This is a genomic window from Streptomyces sp. HD, assembly GCF_028369295.1.
Classification (GTDB): domain Bacteria; phylum Actinomycetota; class Actinomycetes; order Streptomycetales; family Streptomycetaceae; genus Streptomyces.
Genome location: NZ_JAQMYP010000055.1, coordinates 37915 through 54505 on the forward strand (window position 1 = coordinate 37915; position 16591 = coordinate 54505).

At 69.1% G+C, this 16591-nt stretch carries 16 protein-coding genes and 1 riboswitch; of the genes, 8 read left to right on the top strand and 8 right to left on the bottom strand.

Annotated features, from left to right (window positions below; translation table 11 throughout):
* Positions 1–84: 84 nt before the first annotated feature.
* Positions 85–231: riboswitch (SAM riboswitch) on the top strand.
* A gap of 18 nt (positions 232–249) precedes the next feature.
* From thrC to POF73_RS37610, 7 genes are all read left to right on the top strand, one after another.
* On the top strand, positions 250–1536 hold the full coding sequence (thrC, locus tag POF73_RS37580) for a threonine synthase (RefSeq protein WP_272123758.1): 1287 nt from the start codon (positions 250–252) through the stop codon (positions 1534–1536).
* Entirely contained in the window at positions 1533–1808 is a 276-nt protein-coding gene (locus POF73_RS37585) for a MoaD/ThiS family protein (protein WP_161166812.1), read from the top strand. The genes thrC and POF73_RS37585 overlap by 4 nt, the downstream gene beginning before the upstream one ends.
* A 459-nt stretch (positions 1809–2267) precedes the next feature.
* Positions 2268–2474 (top strand): cold-shock protein, encoded by a 207-nt coding sequence (locus POF73_RS37590; RefSeq protein WP_030050353.1) that lies wholly within the window; start codon positions 2268–2270, stop codon positions 2472–2474.
* 393 nt (positions 2475–2867) lie between these two features.
* The gene (gene groL / locus POF73_RS37595) at positions 2868–4490 is read left to right on the top strand and encodes a chaperonin GroEL (protein ID WP_272123759.1); all 1623 of its coding nucleotides are present in this window, start codon (positions 2868–2870) and stop codon (positions 4488–4490) included.
* Between the two features lie 371 nt (positions 4491–4861).
* Positions 4862–5989 (top strand): NADH:flavin oxidoreductase, encoded by a 1128-nt coding sequence (locus tag POF73_RS37600; RefSeq protein WP_272123760.1) that lies wholly within the window; start codon positions 4862–4864, stop codon positions 5987–5989.
* A gap of 49 nt (positions 5990–6038) precedes the next feature.
* Positions 6039–7163, top strand: coding sequence for an NADH:flavin oxidoreductase (locus POF73_RS37605; protein WP_272123761.1), 1125 nt, complete (start codon positions 6039–6041; stop codon positions 7161–7163).
* Between the two features lie 28 nt (positions 7164–7191).
* Positions 7192–8052: a metallophosphoesterase family protein gene (locus tag POF73_RS37610; protein ID WP_272123763.1), complete on the top strand. Its 861-nt coding sequence runs from the start codon at positions 7192–7194 to the stop codon at positions 8050–8052.
* Between the two features lie 279 nt (positions 8053–8331).
* Here POF73_RS37610 and POF73_RS37615 read toward each other — a convergent pair whose 3' ends face one another.
* Positions 8332–8835: a response regulator gene (locus tag POF73_RS37615; RefSeq protein ID WP_272123764.1), complete on the bottom strand. Its 504-nt coding sequence runs from the start codon at positions 8833–8835 to the stop codon at positions 8332–8334.
* Positions 8836–9176: 341 nt separating this feature from the next.
* On the opposite strand from POF73_RS37615, the gene POF73_RS37620 reads away from it, so the two are divergent.
* Positions 9177–10658 (top strand): MFS transporter, encoded by a 1482-nt coding sequence (locus POF73_RS37620; RefSeq protein WP_272123765.1) that lies wholly within the window; start codon positions 9177–9179, stop codon positions 10656–10658.
* 9 nt (positions 10659–10667) lie between these two features.
* On the opposite strand, the gene POF73_RS37625 is transcribed toward POF73_RS37620, so the two are convergent.
* The 7 genes from POF73_RS37625 to POF73_RS37655 form a co-directional block, all read right to left on the bottom strand.
* The gene (locus POF73_RS37625) at positions 10668–11243 is read right to left on the bottom strand and encodes a hypothetical protein (protein WP_272123766.1); all 576 of its coding nucleotides are present in this window, start codon (positions 11241–11243) and stop codon (positions 10668–10670) included.
* A 347-nt stretch (positions 11244–11590) separates the two neighbouring features.
* The gene (locus POF73_RS37630) at positions 11591–11788 is read right to left on the bottom strand and encodes a hypothetical protein (protein ID WP_272123799.1); all 198 of its coding nucleotides are present in this window, start codon (positions 11786–11788) and stop codon (positions 11591–11593) included.
* Between the two features lie 220 nt (positions 11789–12008).
* The gene (locus POF73_RS37635) at positions 12009–12821 is read right to left on the bottom strand and encodes a hypothetical protein (protein WP_272123768.1); all 813 of its coding nucleotides are present in this window, start codon (positions 12819–12821) and stop codon (positions 12009–12011) included.
* 128 nt (positions 12822–12949) lie between these two features.
* Positions 12950–13483 (bottom strand): DinB family protein, encoded by a 534-nt coding sequence (locus POF73_RS37640; RefSeq protein WP_272123769.1) that lies wholly within the window; start codon positions 13481–13483, stop codon positions 12950–12952.
* 230 nt (positions 13484–13713) lie between these two features.
* Positions 13714–14559, bottom strand: coding sequence for an aldo/keto reductase (locus POF73_RS37645; protein WP_272123771.1), 846 nt, complete (start codon positions 14557–14559; stop codon positions 13714–13716).
* A 39-nt stretch (positions 14560–14598) separates the two neighbouring features.
* Positions 14599–15543, bottom strand: a complete 945-nt coding sequence (murQ, locus tag POF73_RS37650; protein WP_272123772.1) for an N-acetylmuramic acid 6-phosphate etherase — start codon at positions 15541–15543, stop codon at positions 14599–14601.
* 113 nt (positions 15544–15656) lie between these two features.
* A complete protein-coding gene (locus tag POF73_RS37655; RefSeq protein WP_272123773.1) occupies positions 15657–16574 on the bottom strand; it encodes a MurR/RpiR family transcriptional regulator in 918 nt (305 codons plus the stop codon).
* Between the last annotated feature and the right edge of the window lie 17 nt (positions 16575–16591).

A 16591-nucleotide genomic window follows, 5' to 3' on the forward strand; every position in this document is an offset into this window, starting at 1 on the left:
CAACTGTCCTGGCCTTCGGTTACAGTCTTGAACAACGTCGATGACCATCGCATGTCCGACGTCATTGAACTGACAACCGAATACCGCTCATCCAGAGGGGCAGAGGGATACGGCCCGATGAAGCCCCGGCAACCCTCCAGCCGGTCTTTCCACGTCGTTGTGGTGAGGCTCCCGGCTAGGGAAGGTGCCAAATCCGTCTCACGGCGAGATGCGTCGTGAGGAAGATGAGGAGAAAGGGCCTCGCCTCACATGGCTGTGCAGACTGTTGCAAGCAGCACCGACTCCACCGTAGACCTCGGTCCCGCCGCGGCGCTCTCCTGCCGCGAGTGTGGTCACCGGGTACCCCTTGGCCCGGTCTTCGCGTGCGAGGAGTGTTTCGGCCCGCTGGAGATCGCCTACGACTTCTCGGCCTACGACACCGAGGAGCTCCGCAAGCGGATCGAAGCGGGACCCGCGAACATCTGGCGTTACGCGCCCCTGCTGCCCGTCCCCGCCGACGTGGCGACCAAGCCGAACATCAACCCCGGCTGGACCAAGCTCGTCCAGGCCGACAACCTCGCGCGTGAGCTGGGCGTCGACACCGGCAAGCTGTTCATCAAGGACGACTCCGGCAACCCGACGCACTCCTTCAAGGACCGGGTGGTCGCCCAGGCCCTGGAGGCGGCGCGCGCCTTCGGCTTCACCACGCTCTCCTGCTCGTCCACCGGCAACCTGGCGGGTGCGGTCGGCGCCGCGGCCGCCCGCGCCGGCTTCCGCTCCTGCGTGTTCATCCCGCACGACCTGGAGCAGGGCAAGGTCGTCATGGCCGCGGTCTACGGCGGCGAGCTCGTCGGCATCGAGGGCAACTACGACGACGTGAACCGTTTCTGCTCCGAGCTGATCGGCGACCCGGCCGGCGAGGGCTGGGGCTTCGTCAACGTCAACCTGCGGCCGTACTACGCCGAGGGCTCCAAGACCCTGGCGTACGAGATCTGCGAGCAGCTCGGCTGGCAGCTCCCGGACCAGCTGGTCGTCCCGATCGCGTCCGGCTCGCAGCTCACGAAGATCGACAAGGGTCTGCAGGAGCTGATCAAGCTCGGGCTCGTCGAGGACAAGCCGTACAAGATCTTCGGGGCTCAGGCCGAGGGCTGCTCGCCGGTGTCGACCGCGTTCAAGGCCGGCCACGACGTGGTCCGCCCGCAGAAGCCGAACACCATCGCCAAGTCGCTGGCGATCGGCAACCCGGCCGACGGCCCGTATGTCCTGGACATCGCGCGGCGTACGGGTGGTTCGGTGGAGGACGTGAACGACGAGCAGGTCGTCGACGCCATCAAGATCCTGGCCCGCACCGAGGGCATCTTCGCCGAGACGGCGGGTGGTGTGACGGTGGGCGTGACGAAGAAGCTCATCGAGAACGGCGTACTCGACCCCGCCAAGACCACCGTCGTCCTCAACACGGGTGACGGCCTCAAGACCCTCGACGCGGTGGCCGGCACCGGCCTCACCGCCACCATCCGCCCGAACCTGGACTCCTTCCGAGAGGCTGGCCTCGCATGAGCGTGACCGTTCGCATCCCCACCATCCTGCGCACCTACACCGGCGGGCAGGCCGAGGTCGCCGCCGAGGGGGCGACCCTCTCCGAGGTCATCTCCGACCTGGAGAAGAACCACACCGGGATCGCCGCCCGGGTGCTCGACGACCAGGGCAAGCTGCGCCGGTTCGTCAACGTGTACGTCAATGACGACGACGTCCGTTTCGAGCAGGGGCTGGAGACGGCGACGCCGGACGGCGCCGGTGTCTCCATCATTCCGGCCGTCGCAGGTGGCTGAGCTGGACAGAATGACCGATCATTACCATCGGTAACAGCGGTCACCGAGAGTTCACTGAATTGCCCCCTCCGTGAGAGAAGCGGAGGGGGCAATTCTGTGTGGTTGAGCGAGGTACAGTTGGGGAACGCGTCGCCGATCCACAGGTCGGTGACCCTTGATTCGCCTTTGATTTCTGCCGCAAGCCCGACAAGAAGTAGCCAAAGTGTGCGGGTTTTTTGCGGCTTTTGTTCCCTTTGCCGGGCCCGACTTGACCTGAAGTCAGCGGAATTGTCCCCACATTCCCGACCGGTCGTGCCCGGATTTCTCGTCCGATTGACCTGTTGCAGACGGCAGTTGGGCAGATACATTCAGCCGCGGTCGACGCGTTCCGGCGCACGCCCCCGACCGATGGGGGGTGAGGTCTGACCCGGATCCGCGAAGTGTGGATCTGTGCAAGGGCCAGTAATAGGGGAGTTAGGCATGGCTCAGGGCACCGTCAAGTGGTTCAACGCGGAGAAGGGGTACGGCTTCATCGCGGTCGACGGTGGTGCGGATGTTTTCGTCCACTACAGCGCGATCCAGATGGACGGGTACCGCACCCTGGAAGAGGGCCAGCGGGTCGATTTCGAGATCTCGCAGGGTCAGAAGGGGCCGCAGGCGGACATGGTCCGGCTGGCGGCCAGCTGAAGCACGCGTCGACTTAAAGCAGCGACGTTCTTCTTCGAAGGGCCCGCACCTCCCGGGGTGCGGGCCCTTCGCCGTGCCCGAACCCGTGACAGGGCCCCGTTCGCCCACGGCCGCCCCGGGGCTCGATCCCCGAGAGCCGTCTGCGCCCGCCCGTCGCCCGGCCACCACCCCTCAAAGGAGCGCCCGCTCCGCGAGCGCGCCTTGCACTCTCATGGGTCGAGTGCTAATCATTGGCGTTAGCACTCTGAAGGTGAGAGTGACAACGAAGGACCGGGTCGGTGAGGCCCACAGGCCGGGTGGGGCTAGGAACCACAAGGTATGTGAGCCGTCCGTCGCGGGCGCGGGCGCGGTCCAAAGAGGTACTCACCGCCAGTCCTGGAGGGACCACTTCACATGGCCAAGATCATCGCGTTCGACGAGGAGGCGCGGCGCGGCCTTGAGCGCGGTATGAACCAGCTCGCCGACGCCGTCAAGGTCACCCTCGGCCCCAAGGGCCGCAACGTCGTCCTTGAGAAGAAGTGGGGCGCTCCCACGATCACCAACGATGGTGTGTCCATCGCCAAGGAGATCGAGCTGGAGGACCCGTTCGAGAAGATCGGCGCCGAGCTGGTCAAGGAAGTCGCCAAGAAGACGGACGACGTCGCCGGTGACGGTACGACCACCGCGACCGTTCTCGCCCAGGCCCTGGTCAAGGAGGGCCTGCGCAACGTAGCCGCCGGCGCCAACCCGATGGCCCTCAAGCGCGGCATCGAGCGTGCCGTCGAGGCCGTCTCCGCCGCCCTGCTTGAGCAGGCGAAGGATGTCGAGACCAAGGAGCAGATCGCCTCCACGGCCTCCATCTCCGCCGCCGACACCCAGATCGGCGAGCTCATCGCCGAGGCCATGGACAAGGTCGGCAAGGAAGGCGTCATCACCGTCGAGGAGTCCCAGACCTTCGGTCTGGAGCTGGAGCTCACCGAGGGTATGCGCTTCGACAAGGGCTACATCTCGGCGTACTTCGCCACCGACATGGAGCGGATGGAGGCGTCGCTCGACGACCCGTACATCCTGATCGCCAACTCCAAGATCGGCTCCGTCAAGGACCTGCTCCCGCTCTTGGAGAAGGTCATGCAGTCGGGCAAGCCGCTGCTGATCATCGCCGAGGACGTCGAGGGCGAGGCCCTGTCGACCCTGGTCGTCAACAAGATCCGCGGCACCTTCAAGTCCGTCGCCGTCAAGGCCCCGGGCTTCGGTGACCGCCGCAAGGCCATGCTCGGCGACATCGCCATCCTCACGGGCGGCGAGGTCATCTCCGAGGAGGTTGGCCTCAAGCTGGAGAACGCGACCCTGGACCTCCTGGGCCGCGCCCGCAAGGTCGTCATCACCAAGGACGAGACCACCATCGTCGACGGTGCCGGTTCCTCGGACCAGGTCAACGGCCGGGTGAACCAGATCCGCGCCGAGATCGAGAACAGCGACTCGGACTACGACCGCGAGAAGCTGCAGGAGCGCCTGGCGAAGCTCGCCGGCGGTGTCGCGGTCATCAAGGCCGGTGCCGCCACCGAGGTGGAGCTCAAGGAGCGCAAGCACCGCATCGAGGACGCCGTGCGCAACGCCAAGGCGGCCGTCGAGGAGGGCATCGTCGCCGGTGGTGGCGTGGCCCTGCTGCAGGCCTCCGGTGTCTTCGAGAAGCTGGAGCTGGAGGGTGACGAGGCGACCGGCGCTGCCGCCGTCAAGCTCGCCCTTGAGGCCCCGCTGAAGCAGATCGCCGTGAACGCCGGTCTTGAGGGCGGCGTCGTGGTGGAGAAGGTCCGCAACCTCACCCCGGGTCACGGTCTGAACGCCGCGACCGGTGAGTACGTCGACCTGGTCGCCGAGGGCATCATCGACCCGGCGAAGGTGACGCGTTCCGCGCTGCAGAACGCCGCGTCGATCGCCGCGCTGTTCCTCACCACCGAGGCCGTCATCGCCGACAAGCCGGAGAAGGCCGCCGCGCCCGCCGGTGGCGGTATGCCGGGCGGTGACATGGACTTCTGATCGACGTCGGGGGTCTTGGCCTCCGGTTGATCAACGTCCTTGCCGAGGGCGGTACGTCCTGTTGCGACATTCGCGACGGGGGGTGCCGCCCTCGGCGTTTTGGCGGGTGCGGGTGCGTGGGGGCTGGTCGCGCCCACGCGGCGGTAGCCGCGAATTCAACACAGCCCCGCGCCCCTGAGGTGCGTCCACCGCACGTCCCTCAGGGGCGCGGGGAACTGCGCGAGCAACCACGAATCACCCGTACCCGCCTCGAAACAGAACCCTCTCCTTGGGAATACGCCGCATCACACCACCGTTGCTTAATGAGGTGCAACAATGCGTGCGCACATACCGAGTGGTATAAGCAGCCCCGTTTCCAAGGAGCCCTCCCTGTGACCGTCACCGAGTCCGCCGCCTCCCGCGCGGCCCAGATTCTGTCCCGGCCGACCACGATCAACGGCCTCACCGTTGCGAACCGCATCGCGATGGCGCCGATGACGCGCATGTTCTCGCCGGGCGGTGTGCCCGGGGACGACGTGGTGTCGTACTACTCCCGGCGGGCGGCGGCCGGCGTCGGACTGGTCGTCACCGAGGGGACCTACGTCGGTCACGACTCGGCCGGGCAGAGCAGCCGCGTCCCCCGGTTCCACGGTGAGGAGCAGCTGGCCGGGTGGGCCAAGGTGGCCGAGGCGGTGCACGCCGCGGGCGGCGCGATCGTGCCGCAGCTGTGGCACATCGGCATGGTGCGTGAGCAGGGGCAGCCGCCGTTCGCCGACGCCCCCGCCGTCGGCCCCTCCGGACTGCGCATCGGTGCCGACGAGCCGACCGGCAAGGCGATGACCCAGCGCGACCTGGACGACGTCATCGGCGCCTTCGCCGAGGCCGCCGCGGACGCCGAGCGCATCGGCTTCGACGGCGTGGAGATCCACGGCGCCCACGGCTACCTCGTCGACCAGTTCCTGTGGGAGGGGACGAACCGCCGCACCGACGCCTACGGCGGTGACCCCGTCGCCCGTACCCGGTTCGGGGCGGAGATCGTGGCCGCCGTACGCGAGAAGGTCTCCCCCGAGTTCCCGGTCATCTTCCGCTACTCGCAGTGGAAGCAGGAGGCCTACGACGCGCGTCTCGCCGAGACCCCCGAGGAGCTGGAGGCCATCCTGACCCCGCTCGCCGCGGCCGGCGTCGACGCCTTCCACGCCTCCACCCGCCGCTACTGGATCCCGGAGTTCGACGGCTCCGACCTCAACCTGGCCGGCTGGACGAAGAAGCTCACCGGCAAGCCCACCATCACCGTCGGCTCGGTCGGCCTGGACGGCGACTTCATCAAGGCGTTCGCCGGCCAGGGTTCCGAGGTCAAGGGCATCGACGACCTGCTGGACCGCCTGGAGCGCGACGAGTTCGACATGGTGGCCGTCGGCCGCGCCCTGCTCCAGGACCCGGAGTGGGCGGCGAAGGTCCTCGGCGACCGCTTCGACGAGCTCAAGCCGTACGACGCCGCGTCGCTCAAGACGCTGAGCTGACCCCTGGACCCCCTTGTGGGGCAGGGCAGTTGGGGGTGACGGTACCGCCATGACCGTCACCCCCTCGGCCACCCGTGCCGCGCAGATCCTCTCCCGTCCGTTCGAGCTGAACGGGCTCACGATCCCCAACCGGATCGTGATGGCGCCGATGACCCGCAAGTTCTGCCCCGACGGTGTGCCCGGCGAGGACGTCGTGTCGTACTACGCCCGCCGGGCCGCGGCCGGGGTGGGGCTGATCGTCACCGAGGGGGTGTACGTCGACCACGCGTCGGCCGGGGAGTTCGACCGCATCCCCCGTCTGCACGGCGAGGAACGGCAGGCGGGCTGGGCCGAGGTCGTCCGGGCCGTGCACGCGGCGGGCGGCACGATCATGCCGCAGCTCTGGCACATCGGCATGATCCGTGACCAGCCGGAAGGGGCCTACACCGGGGCCCCGAACATCGGACCCTCGGGCCTGCGCATCGACGGCACCGAGGGCACCGGCAAGGCGATGACCCGGCGCGACCTGGACGACGTCGTCGCGGCGTTCGCCCGTGGCGCGGCCGAGGCGGAGCGGCTCGGCTTCGACGGCGTGGAGATCCACGGCGCGCACGGCTATCTGATCGACCAGTTCCTGTGGGCGGGCACCAACCGCCGCGCCGACGCGTACGGCGGTGACCTCGTCGCCCGTACGAGGTTCGCGGCGGAGATCGTGGCGGCCGTACGGGAGTCCGTGTCGCCGTCCTTCCCGGTCGTCTTCCGTTTCTCCCAGTGGAAGCTGTGGGCGTGGGAGGCCCGGCTCGCCGAGACGCCGGCCGAGCTGGAGGCGCTCCTCGCGCCGCTGGTGGACGCGGGCGTGGACGCCTTCCACGCCTCCACCCGCCGGTACTGGATCCCGGAGTTCGAGGGCTCGGACCTCAATCTGGCCGGCTGGACGAAGAGACTCACCGGCAGACCGGTCATCACCGTCGGCTCGGTCGGCCTGGACGGCGACTTCCTCGCCGCCTTCGTGGGCGAGGGCGCCCCGCTCCAGAACCTCGACCACCTCCTGGACCGCCTGGAGTCCGCCGAGTACGACCTGGTGGCCGTCGGCCGCGCGCTGCTCCAGGACCCGGAGTGGGCGGCGAAGGTACTGACGGGCCGGTTCGGGGAGCTGGCGGCCTACGAGGCGGAGTCGCTGAAGACGCTGAGCTGAGCCGCAACTCGGGACTATTGTCCGGGAGATGAGGATCATTCATCTCTCGGACACCCACATCGACCGTACCGACGCCCCCAACAAGTACGGCGTCAACGCCACCGACTCACTGCGCCTGATGCTCACCGAGCTGCGCCATCTCCGGAACGTGGACGCAGTCGTCGTCACCGGGGACATCGCCGACGACGGGGCCGTGGAGGCGTACACGGCCGTGAGGGAGCTGGTCGGCGAGTTCGCGGGGCGGCTGGGGGCGCCGGTGTTCTACACGACCGGCAACCACGACGAACGGGATGCCTTCGGGAAGGTGCTGGGAAGCGGGCACCCGGAACCGGAGGCGGTTCTGGAATCCGGGGCGTCGGAGCGTGTGGCGGTGAGCACGGTCGGCGGCACGCGCGTCGTAACGCTGGACTCGCTGGTGCCGGGGGAGGTGTACGGCCGGGTGAGCGAGGCCCAACTGGGCTGGCTGAAAGGTGTGTTGAGCACCCCGGCCGAGCACGGCACCGTCGTCGCTCTCCACCATCCGCCGATCAGCCTCGGCATCTCGGCGACCCAGCCGTTCTTCGGGCTGCGCAACCCGGGCGAGCTGGCGGAGGCGATCCGAGGGAGTGACGTAAGGGTCGTCCTGACCGGGCACTACCACCTCCAGCTCCTCGGTTTCCTGGCGTCGGTGCCGGTCTGGGTCACTCCCGGTGTCGTCAACCGCATCGACCTGGCGTCGGCACCGGGGACGGAACGGGTGGTGCGCGGGGCCTCGGCGTCCCTCGTAGAGCTCGGAGGGGCGGAGGGGCCGATGTTCCACACCTTCCATGCGCGGGACCCTCGGGCGCACGAGACGGTGTACGAACTGGACGAGGGGCAGGTGAGGGGGTTCGTCGAGAGGCACGGCTGACCATGAGAGTGGCGCCGACCAGCTCTTGTCGAGGAGCAGCGCCAGTGACCTCCGCGCTGAAGCCCACGACTGCACGACACGGCTGAGCCTACGGGCTGGTGCCGTCCGCTACGAACGATTCTGGTAGCGGAATCCCCGACTCATGCGCGACCCGTCGCGCCCAGCCCTGAGAGCCCTGCCGGTCACCGTCGTACGCGTAGTGTTTTCCGTCAAGGAGGACGACTGGATTCCGCGTGGTCCGTCCCGCAACACCTGACGCGGGGCCTTCACCGTGGATCGTCAGCCGCGGGTACGCTCCAGCACGTCGAAGACGAGGTGAAGGAGTTCGTCCACCCTATTCGTCATTCCGAACGCGTACGGTGGGAGCCCTCTTTCGGGTTCATATCTGCCCACGGTGAAAATGACAGGCTGAGGGTATTCGCGTCGCCGCATCTCGTCGAGTAGTTCGATGCCTGCTGCCTCGTTAGTATCGCGCTGCATGTCCGAGATCACGACCTCGTATGCTACGAGGCTTAGCCTGGTCAGCGCCTCATCGGTGGATGTGGCGACGTCGAGCAGGACGCCCAGGGATCGCAGGATAGAGATCGGTGCACGCATCTCGGTCGGGACGTCGTTGACCAGGAGTACGTTGGATCCCTTTGTGATGTCGCTCAGTCGGGCGGCTCTCCGCGCGGTCTGCTCCCGCTCGAATTCTGTTCCCGCCGGGATCTGCTCAGCGGCGCGATCCAGTTCCTCTTTTACGCTTGCCTCAATTTCGACACCGAAAGCGCTGAAGCGGGTCATGCGTGGAAGCAAGTGCTCGCGTATCGCGGAGCGGAATGTGAAGGCCAGGGCGAGAGTCACCGAGGCCCAAATGACGGTAGGAACCAAATGAATTAGCTCCTTTGCTATTTCAGTGTCCACCCTGCCTCGTTTCCGCCCCTGCCCGCTGGCTCGTCCATCCAGCCCCACGTCGTGTTTGTGCCCCTCGCCTGCTCCCCGCCAACCGGCTGTGGTGCCACCCGAACGTCTCGCCCGTGGCGGAGAGGTCCGGGTCGCTTGAGTAAGTCAATCAACTGACTTAAGGTTGCCTTGGTCAATTACAAGCCATGCACGCACGCACGTACGCCGACGGAGGCCGAGCCATGTCCGACGCACCGACCCCTACCGCCGAGGCGGCCGGGGGCTCCGCCCTGCCGCGGTCGAACGCCGTGGTGGCGGTGCTGGCCTTCGCCGGGATCGTCGTTTCGCTGATGCAGACCCTGGTCATCCCGATCGTCCCGGAGCTGCCGAGGCTGCTGGACGCTCCGGCGTCCGACACCGCCTGGGCGGTCACGGCGACGCTGCTTGCCGCGGCCGTCGCGACGCCCGTGACGGGGCGGCTAGGCGACATGTACGGGAAGCGGCGGATGCTGCTGGTCAGCGTCGTGCTGCTGGTGACGGGCTCCGTGGTGTGTGCCCTGAGTGAAGCGCTGGTCCCGATGATCGTCGGGCGGGTGCTCCAGGGCCTGGCCTCCGGTGTGATCCCGCTCGGCATCAGCATCATGCGCGACGAACTCCCCGCCGAGCGCCTCGGCTCCGCCACCGCCCTGATGAGCGCCTCCCTCGGTATCGGCGGCGCGCTCGGGCTGCCCGCCGCCGCGCTGATCGCGGACAACTTCGACTGGCACGTCCTGTTCTGGACGTCGGCAGGCCTGGGTGTCGTGGCGCTGGGGTGTGTGCTGCTGTTCGTACCCGAGTCGAAGGTGCGCACGGGCGGGCGCTTCGACCTGGTCGGCGGCGTCGGCATGGCGGCCGGGCTGGTGTGTCTGCTGCTGGGCATCAGCAAGGGTGCCGACTGGGGCTGGACCAGCGGAACCACGCTCGGCCTGTTCGTGGCCGCCGCGGTCGTCCTGCCGGCCTGGGGCTGGTGGGAGCTGCGCACCGAGCAGCCGCTGGTCGACCTCCGCACGACCGCCCGCCGACAGGTGCTGGTCACCAACCTGGCCTCGATCGCGGTGGGCTTCGCCATGTTCGCGATGAGCCTGGTCATCCCGCAGCTCCTCCAGCTCCCGACGCGGACGGGCTACGGCCTCGGCAAGTCGATGCTGGTCGCGGGCCTGTGCATGGCCCCGTCGGGTCTGGTCATGATGGCCACGGCCCCGGTGTCCGCCGCGATCTCCCGGGCCAAGGGGCCGAAGGTCACCCTGATGATCGGCGTCCTGATCGTGGCCGTCGGCTACGGCCTCAACATCGTCCTGATGTCCGAGGTCTGGCACTTCATCCTGGTGGCCTGCATCATCGGCGCCGGTGTCGGCTTCGGCTACGGCTCGATGCCGGCCCTCATCATGAGCGCCGTGCCCGCGTCGGAGACGGCCGCCGCGAACAGCCTCAACACGCTGATGCGTTCTCTCGGTACGTCCACCGCGAGCGCCGTCGCGGGCGTGATCCTCGCCCAGATGACGACGGACCTCGGCGGATACGCCCTCCCGTCCGAGGACGCCTTCAAGGTGGTCCTTGCGGTGGGTGCCGGGGCGGCGCTGCTGGCGTTCGTGGTGGCGTCGTTCATCCCGCGGCAGGCGGTGGCCGCCGCCGGGGAGCCGGTGGCGGAGAAGGCCACCGAACCGGCGGGGGCATCGGCCCAGTAGCTCTCCCGGCTACAGGTTGCCCAACGGCTCGATGTCGACCTTCACCGGCGTACCCCACACGCGCAGCACCTCGTAGTCGGTGAACTCGTGCACCAGCCGGTAGGCCATGGCCGGGCGCGGGCCGCGGCGCTGGGCGGCGAGATAGAGCTCGGCCTCCCGGCGGTCGCGGCGCGGGGTGCCGCAGAGCTGCCACTCCTGGCCGTTCCACAGCTCCGGCAGCCAGCGCTGCTGGGGCTGCGGGCGGTCGCCGCGGACGCCGTAGCGGGAGGGGACGGGGTGCTCGGGGGCGGGTGGGGCCGCAGGGCCGGGGCCGTTGTACTCGGAGCGGCGGGCGGCGCGGCGCCGGGTCTCGCAGAGCAGGCAGAGGTCGGGGGCGGCGGTGTCGACCGGACCCTGCGGGTGCTCCGGGCAGCGGGTGGTGGGGGCGGCGCCGGAGACGCTCTCGTCCAGGAGGTCGAGGGCGCGGCGGAGGTCCGCCTTGACCTCGTGGAGCCGGGCGTCCGGGGTGTCGGCGGTCAGGGACTCGCCGTGTTCGCCCACCAGACGGAGGGCTCGGCCGAGGGCGGTCAGCTGGGCGTGATTCATCGGGGTGCCGTTCCGGTCATTCGGCGTAGTCCTTGAGCTTCTCGGTGTCGAGGGTGACGTCCACGGGGGAGGGTACGTCGATGGTTGTGCCTCTCAAGGGTAGGAGGGGCAGTAGCCACATGAAGATGCAGCTGCGGGTGTTGCGTCACCGGCGTGTCCGCTGCCGTCGTTCGGACATGGCGGCACGGATCCCCGCCGCGCGGGCTTGGACTGTGGAGGCCTGCACGGGCGCACTCGGGCGGTTGGGGGCGGGTTCGCCTCGGCGTGCGCCGCAGATGCCGCCCGGTAGCGCCTCGGGGCGGCCGGGCACCCCGCACTTCGCGCACTCCAGGATGCGGAGTGCGTTTTTACGGAGATGCCGGCGCCGTCGGGGGGCGGTCGACGTAGGCGGCGATGGCGGCTTCGCGGGGTGGGAGGGCGGCGAAGTCGTGGGCGGTGCGGGGGCGTTGGTCCGGCGCTGACCGTTTCCCGTAGCCCGGGTTGGCCATTGGGTGCGGGGAGACACGGGCGGGCAGGGAGGCAGCACTGAACTGGGCGTCAGCCATGGGATCGAACTTGTCCTTCGATCTCGTGGGTCAAGCCCCCGCAGGTGTTCCACCACCTGGCGGGGGCTGTTCGTTATTCGGGCACGCCAGACCGACGTGACTCTGCGTGGCAAGCCGAACGCGTCAAGCCAACTCGCCGGGTGGGAGGGTGGGTTGAGGCCCTCCACCCATTCCTTGAAAAGAGGGCTCGGGGCTGAGTGCTTGAGCCTCGGGGCCGCTGTCAGCCGAGCTTTGCCGCCTGCTTCTCGATGACCGCGGTCGGCTGCTCGAACGCCTCGCCCCGGCTGACCGCCGCGATGTTGAAGGACGAGAACCCCGCGAGCGTGGTGCCCTGCCGGAAGACGACGACCTTGGTCTCGGCGGCGGAGCCGTCCTGCTTCGTGCCGACCGTCCAGGCGACGGCGTCCTCGCCGGCCGCGAGCTTCTCCTCGCTGACCTTGGTGACCTGCTGCTTCTCACCGTCGACCGTCATGGTGAAGCCCCCGGCGCACTTCTTGCCCGCCTCCCGCAGCGTGGCGAGGGTCTGCTCGGCGCCGTCGGCGTCGTAGGACCAGAGGGAGGTCATCGTCTTGGTGATGTCGAGCGAGTCGAGTGTGGCCTCCTGGGCCTCCTCCTCGGACATGCCCGCGAGCTCCTTCGTCGAGGGCATGCCCTTCTTGGCCGCCGCGGACTCCTGGACGACGAGCCGCTGGACACTGGCCGCCGGGGCGCTCGCCGGCAGGGCCGACAGTGCCTGGGCGACGGGCTCGCACTCGGCCTTGTCGGAGGAGACGGAACCGGGTGCGAAGACGTCCTTCTTGCCCGGCTTCCTGATCTCGTGGCCCTTGACGTCGCCCTGCGCGACGACGAGCTTCTCCAGCTCCGCGGCGGTGAGGGCCTTCGCCGCCGGCTTCTCGGACTTGGCGCCATCCTTCGTGTTCTTCGTGTCCTTGTCCTCGCCGCCACCGCAAGCGGTGACCAGGAGGGCGAGGGAGACCGCGGACGCGGCCAGGACGGTACGGCGGATGGCGGTTGGTTGCGTTGCGTAGTTCACGCAGGCAAGACCAACGTGACCGGGGCGGGGTTGTGCGACCTGCGGAGCCTTTACGCAGGTGACGGAGGCGGACCAGGCAGAACCGCCGTCTGAGCCTGGACGACGGTCCGCCCGCCTGCCGCTGTCGGTCAGCCCATGCTCTTCGACCCGTCGAGGGACTCGCGGATGATGTCGGCATGGCCGGCGTGCTGGGCCGTCTCGGCGATGACGTGCAGGAGGACCCTGCGGGCGGACATCTTGGCGCCGGGCTCGTTCCACGGGGCCTTGGGCAGGGGGTGGGTCACGTCGAGGTCGGGCAGGGTGGTGACCAACTCGTCGGTTCGGGCGGCCGTTTCGGCGTAGTCGGCCAGTACGCCTTCCAGCGTCTCGCCCGGCAGCATCCGGAACTCGTCGGCCCGCTTGGCGAAGTCGGCCTCGGTCATGGCGGTGAAGTCGGGCATCACCGACGGGCCGTGCTGGATGAAGGCCGCCCAGTGCCGTTCCACCGACGCGACGTGCTTGATCAGACCGCCGATGCACAGCTCACTGGCCGTGGTCCGCTGTCCGGCCTGCTCGTCGGTGAGGTCGCGGGCGGTGAAGCGCAGGAAGTGGCGGTGCTTGGCGAGCGCTTCGAGCAGGTCGGCGCGCTCGCCGGTGGCGGTGGTGTTCGTGGTGTCCTGCATGATGTGGCCCTCCGAGAGTCCTGGTCCTATGCCTGTCGCATCGGCCGAGGCCTACGTTAGGAGCCGTTTAGGTCAGATCCTGACCTCGATCCGACTCAATCCCCGGAACCCCTCACCTCGATCACCCCGCTCACCGACGCCGCGCCGTTCTTCCTGATCGAGGCCGTGGCCCGCTGAGCACGCGCCGCCGAGGACCGACCGGGTGTGGTGCCGGGAGCGTCGAGGTTGCGTCAGGCCGACCCGGAGGCACGGCTCAGACGGTTGTACTGATCCTGACCGAGCCGTACGGCCTCGGCCCGCACGTTCTCCTCCAGGTGCGCGATGTTCGCCGTACCCGGGATCGGGAGGATCACGGGGGAGTGGGCGAGGAGCCAGGCGAGGGCGATCTGGGTCGGTGTGGCGTCGAGCTCCTTGGCCACGGCGGCGATCTCGGCCGACCTCGCCCCGGAATCCCCCCACGCCACGGGCCGCCACGGCAGGAACGCGATGCCCGCCGCCTCACAGGCCTTCAGTACGGGTTCGTGCTCGCGGTCGAGCAGGTTGTAGCGGTTCTGGACGCTCGCGATGTCCACGACGGCACGCGCTTCGGCGAGTTCGGCGACCGTCACCTCGGACAGCCCGATCCGGCCCACCTTGCCCTCGTCCCGCAGTTCACGCAGGGCGCCGAGCTGGTCGGCAAGGGGCACGCCCGGGTCGAGGCGGTGCAGCTGGAGCAGCTCGATGCGGTCCAGGCGCAGGCGGCGCAGGGCCTCGTCGACCTGCGTGCGCAGATCGTCCGGCTCGCCCGCGTGCCGCCAGCCCTCACCGGAGGAGGTCCGGCGGAAACCGACCTTCGTGGCGATCACCAGCCCCTCCGGGTACGGGTGCAGGGCCTCGACCACGAGATCCTCGTTCGCTCCCCAGCCGTACATGTGCGCCGTGTCGACCAGCGTCACGCCCAGTTCGACGGCGCGCCGGGCCACCGCGATGCAGGCCGCGCGGGCCTCGGCCGATTCCGGCAACAGGTGCATCGCCCCGAACCCGAGCCGTCGTACTTCCAGATCGCCGCCGATACGAAACGTGCCCGATGCCGTCATACGGCCACGCTAACAAGGGAGTTGCCGCAGGGGAGTTGCTCAGGGTTGTTCGGGCCCCGCCGTTTTCAGCGCCGCCCGCAGATGTCCGCCCGCCCCGGACAGCAGCCCGGTTGCGGTGGGCCCGTCCACGTCGGCCAGCAGGATCAGGATCGCCGTCTTCACCTCGCCGCCGGCCTCGGTCAGGGCCCGCTCGATGTCGGCGTCCGGCGCGCCGGTGGCCAGGGCGACGATACGGCGGGAGCGGGCCCGCAGCTTGTCGTTGGAGGCGCGGACGTCGACCATCAGGTTCCCGTACGTCTTGCCCAGCCGGATCATCGTGATCGTCGACAGCATGTTGAGGACCAGCTTCTGGGCGGTGCCCGCCTTGAGCCGGGTCGACCCGGTCAGCAGCTCCGGACCCACAACGATCTCGATACCGTGATCGGCCGCCGCCGCGAGGGCACTGTCCGGGTTGCAGGACAGCCCGACCGTCAACGCGCCCCGCGCCCGGGCGTGCTCGACCGCGCCGATGGCGTACGGCGTGCGCCCGGAGGCGGAGATGCCGACGACCGTGTCGGCCGGGGTGAGGGTCAGCGCGTCCAGATCGGCACGGGCCAGCTCACCGGAGTCCTCGGCCCCCTCGACGGACGTGACCATCGCCTCCGGGCCGCCCGCGATGAGCCCGACGACCTGATCCGGCTCGGTGTTGAAGGTCGGCGGACACTCGGAGGCATCGAGCACCCCGAGCCGCCCGGCGGTACCGGCACCGGCGTAGACGAGCCGCCCGCCGCGGGACATCCGCTCGGCGATGGCGTCGATGGCCGCGGAGATCTCGGGCAGCCGCGAGGCGACGGCACCCGACACGGAGGCGTCCTCGCCGTTCATCAGCCGGGCGATGTCGAGGGTGGGGAGTCGGTCGATGTCGGCGAGTTCGGGCCGAAAGGCCTCGGTGGTCAGAGTCTCCAACTCGGCGCGGAGATCACGGGGGTTGGAAGTCGAGGTCATGAGAGACGGCTCTTTCTGATGTGCGGTGTCCTGTCCAACCCAAAGGGGCGCGGGGAACTGCGCGACCAGCCACATGCGACCCGCAGGCGGGCACAAACGGTCGGAGCTACGGTCTATCGACGATGCCGATGTGCCAGCGCCTCATAAGACGCAGCAAGCGCAGGCGCCGCAGTCTCATAAGTCCGCTGAGCAACCCCCACGAACAGACAGTCCACGACAAGAAGCTGACTGGTCCGGGACGACATCGCCGCGGGACGCAACTCGCTCTCCCGGGCCGTCGACGTCGTGAGGATGTGATCGGCGTACTGACTGACGGCCCCGTCGGGCCGCCCGGTGATCGCGACGGTGGTCGCCCCGTGCTCGAACGCGACCCGCAGCGGCTCGATGACGTCCCCCGTCGACCCGGAGTGCGTGATCGCGATCGCCACGTCACCGGCCCGCAACTGCACCGCGTTCGTCACGGCGAGATGCGGATCGCTGTGCGCCTGGGCTATCAGCCCTATCCGCAGCAGCTTCTGGGCGAGGTCCTGGGCGACCAGCCCGGACGCCCCGACGCCGTACACATCGATACGGCGGGCCGCGGCGGCGGCCGACACGGCCGCTCCCAGCTGGACGGTGTCGAGACCGGCGGCCGTGTCGGCGAGGGTCTGCTGCTCGTCGTAGGCGAGCTTGGCCACCACGTCGGCGATGGGGTCGTCCACCGCGATGTCGGTCGTGATGGCGGGGGCCCGGCCCGACTGCTGCTGGGCGGCGAGGCCTGCGAGCGCGAGGCGCAGATCGCGGTAGCCGGGGTAGCCGAGGAGGCGGGAGGTGCGGACGACGGTGGCCTCGCTGGTGCCGGTGAGTTCGGCGAGGCCGGTGACCGTGAGGGCCGAGCAGCCCGCCGGGTCGCTCGCCACCGCCTCGGCGACGCGCTGCATGGAGCGGGTCATCGACGGGGCGAGGGTGCGCACCTTGGCCGCGAGGGCGGCGGGGGCGGGCGGAGGTCCGCCGAGGCCGCTTCCGAAACTTTCCTTCAGTTCCTGGGTCACATGTGAAAGATATTTTC

What these genes read in the sequence shown, in the direction of transcription:
- groL (WP_272123759.1), top strand. Translation starts at nt 2,868, where the DNA reads ATGGCCAAGATCATCGCGTTCGACGAGGAGGCGCGGCGCGGCCTTGAG.
- thrC (WP_272123758.1), top strand. Translation starts at nt 250, where the DNA reads ATGGCTGTGCAGACTGTTGCAAGCAGCACCGACTCCACCGTAGACCTC.
- POF73_RS37615 (WP_272123764.1), bottom strand. Translation starts at nt 8,835, where the DNA reads ATGACCCGCTTCAGCGCTTTCGGTGTCGAAATTGAGGCAAGCGTAAAA.
- murQ (WP_272123772.1), bottom strand. Translation starts at nt 15,543, where the DNA reads ATGACCTCGACTTCCAACCCCCGTGATCTCCGCGCCGAGTTGGAGACT.
- POF73_RS37645 (WP_272123771.1), bottom strand. Translation starts at nt 14,559, where the DNA reads ATGACGGCATCGGGCACGTTTCGTATCGGCGGCGATCTGGAAGTACGA.
- POF73_RS37590 (WP_030050353.1), top strand. Translation starts at nt 2,268, where the DNA reads ATGGCTCAGGGCACCGTCAAGTGGTTCAACGCGGAGAAGGGGTACGGC.
- POF73_RS37605 (WP_272123761.1), top strand. Translation starts at nt 6,039, where the DNA reads ATGACCGTCACCCCCTCGGCCACCCGTGCCGCGCAGATCCTCTCCCGT.
- POF73_RS37625 (WP_272123766.1), bottom strand. Translation starts at nt 11,243, where the DNA reads ATGAATCACGCCCAGCTGACCGCCCTCGGCCGAGCCCTCCGTCTGGTG.
- POF73_RS37640 (WP_272123769.1), bottom strand. Translation starts at nt 13,483, where the DNA reads ATGCAGGACACCACGAACACCACCGCCACCGGCGAGCGCGCCGACCTG.
- POF73_RS37585 (WP_161166812.1), top strand. Translation starts at nt 1,533, where the DNA reads ATGAGCGTGACCGTTCGCATCCCCACCATCCTGCGCACCTACACCGGC.
- POF73_RS37610 (WP_272123763.1), top strand. Translation starts at nt 7,192, where the DNA reads ATGAGGATCATTCATCTCTCGGACACCCACATCGACCGTACCGACGCC.
- POF73_RS37620 (WP_272123765.1), top strand. Translation starts at nt 9,177, where the DNA reads ATGTCCGACGCACCGACCCCTACCGCCGAGGCGGCCGGGGGCTCCGCC.
- POF73_RS37630 (WP_272123799.1), bottom strand. Translation starts at nt 11,788, where the DNA reads ATGGCTGACGCCCAGTTCAGTGCTGCCTCCCTGCCCGCCCGTGTCTCC.